This is a genomic window from Ruminococcus sp. (genome assembly GCF_017650195.1).
In the GTDB taxonomy this organism is placed as follows: domain Bacteria; phylum Bacillota; class Clostridia; order Oscillospirales; family Ruminococcaceae; genus Ruminococcus.
This window is the reverse complement of sequence record NZ_JAGCFH010000299.1, coordinates 1-8,421: the sequence shown is the minus strand read 5'-3', so window position 1 is coordinate 8,421 and position 8,421 is coordinate 1. Positions and strand designations below refer to the sequence as shown.

At 44.3% G+C, this 8,421-nt stretch carries 11 protein-coding genes; 1 reads left to right on the top strand and 10 read right to left on the bottom strand.

The window, feature by feature from the left end:
* Positions 1 to 278: 278 nt before the first annotated feature.
* The 10 genes from J6U00_RS13530 to J6U00_RS13485 all read right to left on the bottom strand — a co-directional run bounded on the left by J6U00_RS13530 (position 279) and on the right by J6U00_RS13485 (position 7,810).
* Positions 279 to 1,367 (bottom strand): MFS transporter, encoded by a 1,089-nt coding sequence (locus J6U00_RS13530; RefSeq protein WP_296582681.1) that lies wholly within the window; start codon positions 1,365 to 1,367, stop codon positions 279 to 281.
* Positions 1,368 to 1,683: 316 nt separating this feature from the next.
* Entirely contained in the window at positions 1,684 to 3,210 is a 1,527-nt protein-coding gene (locus tag J6U00_RS13525) for a diguanylate cyclase (protein WP_296582679.1), read from the bottom strand.
* Between the two features lie 87 nt (positions 3,211 to 3,297).
* Positions 3,298 to 3,996, bottom strand: a complete 699-nt coding sequence (locus J6U00_RS13520) for a hypothetical protein (RefSeq protein WP_296582677.1) — start codon at positions 3,994 to 3,996, stop codon at positions 3,298 to 3,300.
* 429 nt (positions 3,997 to 4,425) lie between these two features.
* Positions 4,426 to 5,334 carry an alpha/beta hydrolase fold domain-containing protein gene (locus tag J6U00_RS13515; protein ID WP_296582675.1) on the bottom strand — a complete coding sequence of 303 codons (909 nt, stop codon included), beginning with the start codon at positions 5,332 to 5,334 and terminating at the stop codon, positions 4,426 to 4,428.
* Positions 5,335 to 5,414: 80 nt separating this feature from the next.
* Positions 5,415 to 6,035, bottom strand: a complete 621-nt coding sequence (locus J6U00_RS13510; protein ID WP_296582673.1) for an MBL fold metallo-hydrolase — start codon at positions 6,033 to 6,035, stop codon at positions 5,415 to 5,417.
* A 154-nt stretch (positions 6,036 to 6,189) separates the two neighbouring features.
* A complete protein-coding gene (locus J6U00_RS13505) occupies positions 6,190 to 6,462 on the bottom strand; it encodes a dockerin type I domain-containing protein (RefSeq protein ID WP_296582671.1) in 273 nt (90 codons plus the stop codon).
* Positions 6,463 to 6,484: 22 nt separating this feature from the next.
* Entirely contained in the window at positions 6,485 to 6,814 is a 330-nt protein-coding gene (locus tag J6U00_RS13500) for a hypothetical protein (RefSeq protein WP_296582669.1), read from the bottom strand.
* A complete protein-coding gene (locus J6U00_RS13495; RefSeq protein WP_296582667.1) occupies positions 6,786 to 7,037 on the bottom strand; it encodes a hypothetical protein in 252 nt (83 codons plus the stop codon). Before J6U00_RS13495 ends, J6U00_RS13500 begins: the two co-directional genes overlap by 29 nt.
* A gap of 271 nt (positions 7,038 to 7,308) precedes the next feature.
* Positions 7,309 to 7,671, bottom strand: a complete 363-nt coding sequence (locus tag J6U00_RS13490; protein WP_296582666.1) for a hypothetical protein — start codon at positions 7,669 to 7,671, stop codon at positions 7,309 to 7,311.
* Positions 7,646 to 7,810, bottom strand: coding sequence for a hypothetical protein (locus J6U00_RS13485; protein WP_296582664.1), 165 nt, complete (start codon positions 7,808 to 7,810; stop codon positions 7,646 to 7,648). The genes J6U00_RS13490 and J6U00_RS13485 overlap by 26 nt, the downstream gene beginning before the upstream one ends.
* Before the next feature lie 289 nt (positions 7,811 to 8,099).
* On the opposite strand from J6U00_RS13485, the gene J6U00_RS13480 reads away from it, so the two are divergent.
* Positions 8,100 to 8,421 (top strand): transposase (locus tag J6U00_RS13480; protein ID WP_296582662.1); only part of this gene is annotated, 322 nt, incomplete at its 3' end.

The following is an 8,421-nucleotide window of genomic DNA, read 5'->3' as shown; positions in this document are numbered from 1 at the left end:
TCATTCGCGTTGACGATACTTGGCTGGTGACGGCCCGGGAAACTAAATCAGTGCCGACATTTTTAAAGGACTGCTTTCGCAGTCCTTTTTTGTTTGCCTGCACTTTGGCGTCCCTTGTAGGTGGTTATGCCCACATCCCCATACAAGGGACTAACGGCTCGAATCAAATTTTTCTCCGAAAATTATGATTTATTCCGCTAGCAAAGTTAGAAAGCATAGCCCCGAAGCATATTGAAATGCTTCGGGGCATTTTTTTATATAACAAAGCTCTTTTTGTATCACCATATACTGAATAATGCTCCTGCAAGAGGAGTAAGGATTATCATAATGACCGAAAAGCTCAGGGACTCCACGGAAGTGAGGGTCGCACGCTGCTCGGAGGGGAACATATCCTGAAGCTTTGCATTTGTCCTTACTTGCAGGGCGTCGTCGCCTGTAGCAGCTATAAAGCCGCCCAGCGCCATTATGACGAAGCTTGCGGAGTGTTCGAGAAGCACTCCTGCGGCAACAAGTGTAGCTGTGAATATAAACACTGCCTTGTACCGCACCTTCGGGAAGCGCAGTATCAGCTTTGAACCGATAACGCCGCCTGTTTCCATAAACAGTAGGGCAGGACCGAGCCAACGATTCGGTATACCTCTTTCCGTGAGCTTTGCCTGTAGGAAGAACAGGAGGAGTATATCAACAGCTCCCACAAATGAATTACAGAACATGAGCCCCAGAGCTCGACGCGCCTCTTTGAGAAAAAGCAGGCTATCTCTAAAACATTCACGAATCCTTGCGAATACATTTATTTCACTGCCGCCGCTCTTTGCGTTTACCTCCGTCAGCGTTGACAGCACCGCCAGCTGTAGGGCACAGGCGATAAGGTCAGTGCTGTATGCGAGCTTGTAGCCGATAGCAAGCGCAAGACCTGCACACAGCGTAGATATGCCGTTGCAGACACGGTATATAATGAGCTGATTTGACTCGTAGCGTTCAAATCTCCCGTGGGTGCCTGCTCTTTTCATTGAGTCATAAGCAAGTGCGTCGCCGGTGCCTGATGAAAAATTATAGCTGAGGGCATGGAGCGCGATAGCTATGCAGACAATAAACAGGTCATTAGACAGTATCATGGCGGTATTTCCGATAAAACGCATTATACTGCTTACTATCAGCATTTTCTTTCTGCCGAACACGTCCGCCATAACTCCCGACGGGAGCTCGAAAATAATGCTTGTGATGTGAAATACGGTCTCGGCTATGCTTATCTCTATAAGGCTGTAGCCTCTTGCCGCGAGTATAGCCACCCATGCGCCTGTCAGGGAAAGATCAGCTAAGACCGATGATAAATACAGCTTTAAAAGCTGTTTCTTTATATTGAACATAAAAAATCTCCTTAAACTGAATTTTAAAGCAGTCAAGGAGATAATGCGCGTATTTAATTGCCTTTACAGACCCTTGAGCCGGTATGCTTTAGCCGACTGAATCCGAAAAAGGGCGCACTATCCCCGTAAACGGGAGATCATAGCCATTTTTCAGTTGTATATTTCTGCTTTTCCAGTACATACTATCAGCCTTTCATGTGTCTGAGGGTCATTGTTTACACAGTTATTATATCATGCAATGCCGTAAAAGTCAACAGATATCTTCTCTTCGATAATCAGCAGCGGCTGCCGTTGATACGGCAGCCGCGTTCCTGTGTTATGAACTGAGGTCTGTGAAGTTTATACGTCCGAACTGTGATTCGGGGTCTTTGTTGAGCATAGCCTTGAGCACGGTAATTACTGATGTATTTATAGTTCCTACCTTCCTTGCAACAGCCGCTCTGTATCCAAAGTTTACCTTACCCATAGTTGGGGTCTGCTGAGGAGAGGTAAGCCTCTCGTAGGCGTCCTGAGCGATGTCAAGGATATCGCTTGTGTGCTTTTCTGCGCTGTTAACCTGTAAAGATACAATGAATTCATCAGCTCCTGTGCGGTATATCCTGCTGTTCTTGAATACCTGTCCAAGTATCTCTACAGTCTTTGTAAGGAGCCAGTCTCCCGTATCGTTGCCATAGCGTGAGTTGATATCGCTAAAATTGGAGATATTGAACATTATGAAGTAGTATGGGTGATCTTCTGTCGAATTAACTTCTTCAAAATCCATAGAAAAGGCGATACGGTTCCTTACATCTGTGAGAACGTCCCTGAACATAGCTGCGTACAGCGATTCCTTTGTCTTGTTGCTCTTGACTATAGTATTTGCGAGTTTCTGGTTCATTTTTTCTTGCTTCCTGTTTATGAAGCTAAAAAGTATTACAAGACCTAGGATGGCTATTCCGAATATCCCCATATACAGTGCCATAAGGTACGTGAGGGAGTAGACCTCTCTTTTTGTATCATCGATCATAAGCAGCCAGTTGTACTTCGGCATATAACAATATGTGGAAACGTATTTAGTGCCGTCTGCTCTGTATTCAAAGCTGCCCTCTTCGCTGCCCTTGCCCTTGCTCAGATTTGCGCATATTTGCCGGATAGTCTTATTCTCGGTAGGCTTGCCTATGAGCTCCTCGTCGTCAATGAATATATATTTCATATCATTGACGTTTATCATTGTGTAGAAGCTGTCATCAAAGCCACTGATACTTATATCGTTGAGAGTGCTCACAAGGCTGTCTGTGAATATTCCGAGGCCCACAAGTCCTATAGGCTCGTTAGCTTCGTTATATACAGCTTTGTACATAGAGACTATTTGTCTGCCACTGGCAGGGGATATGATTATGCCTGTGTCGTATACGTCGTTGCCTGCTGCGAGCATAGAGTCCTGAAGCTGTTTCAGTGGTTCTGGATCCTTACGTGTAACAAGTCCCACGATATCAGGATTGGTATGAGCAAGAACATGAGTGTTCCATTCGCTAACGTATATTCCCTCAAGATTTTCGATATCCTTTGAAAAGCTCTCGGTGTATGCCTGAGCTTTTGCCTGAAGTTCCCTGTTTGTGGGATCGCTGAGCAGAGCTGATATTTGGTCTGCCTTGCTGTAGTACGCTAGTATCTTTTCTGAGTTTTCCACGTAGGTCTGGATTATATGGGCACGCTCGCTGGTTATGGTCTGCATATTGTCCATTGAGCTTTTACGTGTGGTGAAGCTTATGGTCTTGGTCACAACAAGAGAAAGTATTATCATAATGACAAGCTCACTTATGAGTATGAGAGTGACTGCCGATATTCTTTTTGAATCCTTCATAATTACGAAATACCTCCCCCTGTATTTATTTGGACAGCAGCTGCCGGCTGAGTCGGTCTGCGGCTGCTGTGACAGTGATATCCCCTTTTATTTCCTGAAAAAGCCGGAACGCCTGTTTGGCGGCGGCAGACTGTTAAGAAATTCGTCTGTGTCGTCCTCTGCGGCTTTGAGTATATCCTTTACCCTTTCTTTAAGGATACTGCCGTTCGAGCTCTGGTTGTTTGCCTCAACTTCTGCCGAGACTTCGAGTATTTCTGCGATGCTTACGGAATTCAGAGACTTTTTCTGAGCTTCATCTTTCTCCGCATCGGCTGTCTGATTTACAGGAGCTGCCGAAGAGTAGGGCTGGTACTGCTGATATTGCTGATAAGGCGGTGCACTGAAATTCTGAGGTTCGGGAACTGATTCGCAGGGTGCGGCAAATCTGCCGACCTCTGTGATACTCACCGGTCTGTCCTGCATGAGTATCATACAGTTGACGTTTGACGGATCCAGTGAAAGGATATAGCCGATACAGTTATTGCAGGGCAGCAGGTGCGTCCTGCTCTGAGTGCTTATGAGCAGCAGTGCAGCTATGGCGCTTTCCCCGGCAGCCTGCATATTCATTACTGCGTCAGCCTCTGCGTGTATTATACCGGTCATATCTGCGCGGCTTATACCCGTATATATCCTTCCGGAAGCGGATTCTATAGAGCATACCGTATCCTCCGGGGATATGAACGCGCCTGATTCAAGTAGTCTTATTGCTGTCGAATGAGCCGCGTTGAAAATAGCTTCTGAATTCATTGTCATCACCTCTGATCACGTCGGGCAGTAATCGCTGAAGTATGATAAAGTGCCGTTATTGATTATCATTTTTGGATGTAAAGCTAAAATAATTCCTCTTTGTTGTATTAAAATTATACACCTTTTAGGTATATTTTTTCAACCGAAAAAACGAGGAAAAGGTGGATATTTTTGTTCACATAAATTTAACATTTATAAATGAGCAGTAACGTCAACATTTTATAAATAATAAAATGGCTGTTCAGCGTTTATCCAAGCTTTGATTATTATAAATAATTAATCGTATAAAAGTTCATATTCTTTAAGGATTAATGATATATGTTTTTACGGCAAGTATATTGTTGTTAAATATGTATAAAAAATCCGCCCGTTTTTGTTCAATAGGGCGGAACTAAGAAAACAGCAACGGCTCTTGCGGCACACAGGCTCTCATTTTGAGTATAATATCCTTGATACAATGATATTGTACTCTTTTCTGCTCTTTTTCAATAAAGCGTAATCGTGGGCTCCGCCTTTTTTCTCGTAATAGGAGTAGGGGTGACCCTCTTTTTTCATTTTTGCGGCAAACCGTCTTGCAGGAATGTTCATTATGTCATGAGTTCCCGAAAACATGGTAATATGAGGAAGTCCGCTGATACTGCCCTTTGTGGCGTCGGCTCTGTATTCATTTGCGTTGAGGTCTCCGAGCCACAGCTTGCTTATCTTATCGACAGGGAAATGACCTATGATACAGTCCTGATCTCTTATATATTCAGCTCTTCTGCTTTCATTTTCGGTCATCTGTCCGATTATGAAGCCCGGTGAGATGAGAATTATCTCACTGGCGAGGGGAAGTCCTTTTTCTCTTGCGAGCATTGACAATGACAGCGAGAGAGTGCCTCCTGCGGAGTCGCCTATAATGGTCAGATCCTCAGGGGAACAGGTTTTTATGAGCTCCCTGTAGACCTCCATGAGCATAATGTGGCACTCCTTTGCGTCGCTTTCAGGTACCATAGGGTACTCTGGAAATATTATCTCACAGCCTGTATCTCTTGCAAGGCGTTGACAAAGCCTCCAGTGCAGGGGCATAGCTTCAAGGAAAAAGCCGCCTCCGTGGATAAAAAGGACCTTTTTATTGCTCCGGTTTTTCTTATCCTTTGCAATGTAGTAAATACCATCCTTTACTCTGCACTTTCTTATGTCCATTTTTTTCTTTATTCTTTCTGACGGCTCAGAGCTCTGCGGCAGCTTTTTCTTGAGCTTTGCAAGTCCCTCGCCGAATTCGGGATTGTCAAGCTTGCTCAGCTCTGTGAAATCCCTCATTGAAAATTGTATCAGCTTCCTTAAAATGATATTCATGTGCATCTTCCTCTGAAACGATTTGCGGGTATATAGTTACAATCGGATTATTGCGGCAGGTAATGGCAATAGGTTGTCAGCTACAGCTTTATCTCTACCTCGATGCCGCTGTCAACTGCTTTACGGAATCTCTCGCCGTCTGAGGGGGCTCCTGCAACTGTTCCGTAGTGTATCGGAACGGTATACCTCGGACGGATAGTGTTCACCAGTCCGGCAGCCTCCACAGCGTCAGCGGTGAATTTTCCACCTGCCGGAACAAGTGCGATATCGCACTTTATATGCTTGTTGTCGGGGGTGACATCAGTATCGCCTGCGATGTATATACGTCCGTGCTCCGGACTGTCTATGATATACCCCAGCCAGCCGTTGGACTTAGGGTGGAAGGGCTTTCCAATATTATAAGCAGGTACTGCCTCGAATTTTATCCCGGATACTTCAAAGCTTTTGCCTGCGTTGACCTGCTTTACAGTCAGCCCAAGCTCCTGCGGCTCGGTCATGGAGGACGGACAGACGATGACAGTGTCAGACTTCATAACCCTGCGGATATCATCAGGGGAATAGTGGTCGAAGTGGCTGTGAGTGATGAGTATGATATCTGCGTCTTGCGGAGCACCGCTTATGTTGTACGGGTCGGAGTAGATTATCTTTCCTTCGTCTATGCGAATGCTGCTGTGTTCGTTTATGGTTATGAAATCAAGCATGATGATACCTCCTGTAGTAGAACGTTTTTACAAATTATACCACAAAAACGCTCATTTGTCACTACCTTTCCGGAGTTTCATGCCGGCTTTTGACCTGTTATCATAAAAAATCGTCCGCCGGAGCTTTTGTTGCTGTCAGCGGACGATAGTATACTTAGTTTTTATTCATGAATTCTTCCATAGTTTTTATGGCTTCGTCCGAAGTCGAAGCGTAAGCATAATATGCAAGGATATCGGAGGAATCAACAGCATTTATCTCGCCGTCACCGTTTACGTCGGCAGCCGCTATCTGAGCGTCTGAGAATTCTCCCTCCTGTTCTGTAGATATAAGCGCATAGTGCTTAAGGACCTTTGATGCGTCAACAGCGTCTATTATGCCGTCGCTGTTCACGTCTCCGAGGGAAAAGTTCTTTTTCAGCTTTATCAAGAAGTTCTCATGCTGTCCGTATTCAGTGAACGAGAACAGATAGCTCTGAGAGGAGTAGTCGTAGCCCCCTGGGAGCGTCCTGTACAAAGACCTTGTAATTGCTGTTGGTATACAGCAGATTATCGTATTTCATCACAGGGATCTCTGTCGTGTTCCACGTATAGGAGTAGCTGTTGCTTTTCGGGCATACGAATTTGAGCTGTACATCTTTTATTGGCTCGCCCGTCGCTTCGTCAACTACTGAGATATCGGCAGAGCAGGCAGTTTCAGCTGTAGGAGCATCCTCGATAAGGATAATTACCTTATCCCGCTGCAAGCCGTTTTCAACCTTGAATCTGATACCGTACCACATATTTGGAATTTGTAAAACGGAGATCGTCAAATCTGATCGGATTATCCGATGATGTTGACCATACTAAATGAGGCCCAAAGGTATCAAATATAACGGTAAAATCCAAGATACAGCCGTCAATAAGTTCTCCTGTGTCCTCATCAACGACAGATACCTCAGTTGAGCAGCTGCTTTCGGCAGTCGGAACTCTCTCAATATAGAAAACAATCTTTTTGTCTGCCACACCGTTTTTTACGTTGAAGTCTATACTTTGGAAAAATCATAGTCGAAATAATCCTGTTCATAAAACTTGTGCGGATAGAGGTATAAAGCGACTTCGGAATTCTTTGGCACGAAGCAATAGCCTTCTGCAGGCTTTACATGAGCGGTATAATGACCGTCAGGTACTATGAAGGCTTCTCCTGAGTCGGAAAAAGCATTTATGTATCTAAAGCCCTGATTGTCAATGATATATGCTTCTTCGATCTCTTCCTTGTCGTAAGCCCCTGTAATTGTTAAAGAGCTGCTTCCGAAATATACGACGTCTCTGAAAAATGAAGTTCTTTTCCGTTGGATATATCAAAGAAAAATCCGGGGTACATTTGTTTGCTAAAGCCGCAGATCACAGTTTTGTCTGTGTGTTCACTATTTTCAAGTGAAATATCTGTCTCCTCAGGAAGATAGAAATAATTCGGAATGTTTTCAATGACTATCTTGTAGCTGACATCATCGCTGAGGCTGAGCTTTGATAAGGTCTGCAAATCGGTTTTTGCAGGCTCCAATTCAGCCAGTACCTTTCTTTCCTCTCCGCTGACTTCCACGAGCTTTGCTGTTATCCCCTGAGGAAGCTTATCATTCGGCGCGATAATTGATATCATTGCACATCCCTCTAAAATCTGTTCTTCTGACTCTGCGGTATAAGAGCGGAAAAAAGCTGTACTGAGCTCTGTTATAAGCCGCTGATGTCCCCATAATTGCGACAGCTGACATTGCAGCTATCATTTTTTTGATCATCATAGTAATCCCTCCTGTTACAATATAATTGACGGGTAAAACCTTGCATACCGGTAAGGGTTTACGCGTACTTGTTACTTAAGCTATACTGAAAGCAGTAATTGGACTGACTGAAACCTCCTTGGAGCAAAGCGCCCGTATATAAGACTGTCATCCATGCTTTCATTATAGCGTTCGGTTTATGCAGGTTGAGCCACAAGATATGTGCGTTCGTGTCACCAAACAGATTGAATACGTAATGAGTAAAGTGTGGTTTGCCCGATTACAATTTCAATTCAGGAGATGCATTTTTATGAACGCAGTAGGTATTGATGTTTCCAAAGTTAAAAGTACAGTTGCTGTACTTCGTCCCTTCGGAGAAGTTGTGGCTTCGCCTTTTGATGTTTCTCACACTGGAAGTGAATTAAAAGCATTAGCTGACTTCATAAAGAAACTTCCCGGTGAGACTAAGGTTGTTATGGAGGCAACAGGAAACTATTATGAACCCATTGCCCGTTACCTCCACGAACAAAATGTATTTGTTTCCGTAGTCAATCCTGTGCTTATCAGTGACTTCGGTGGAAACACGTTAAGAAAGCCTAAAACCGATAAGAAGGACTCTTTGAAAATCGCCT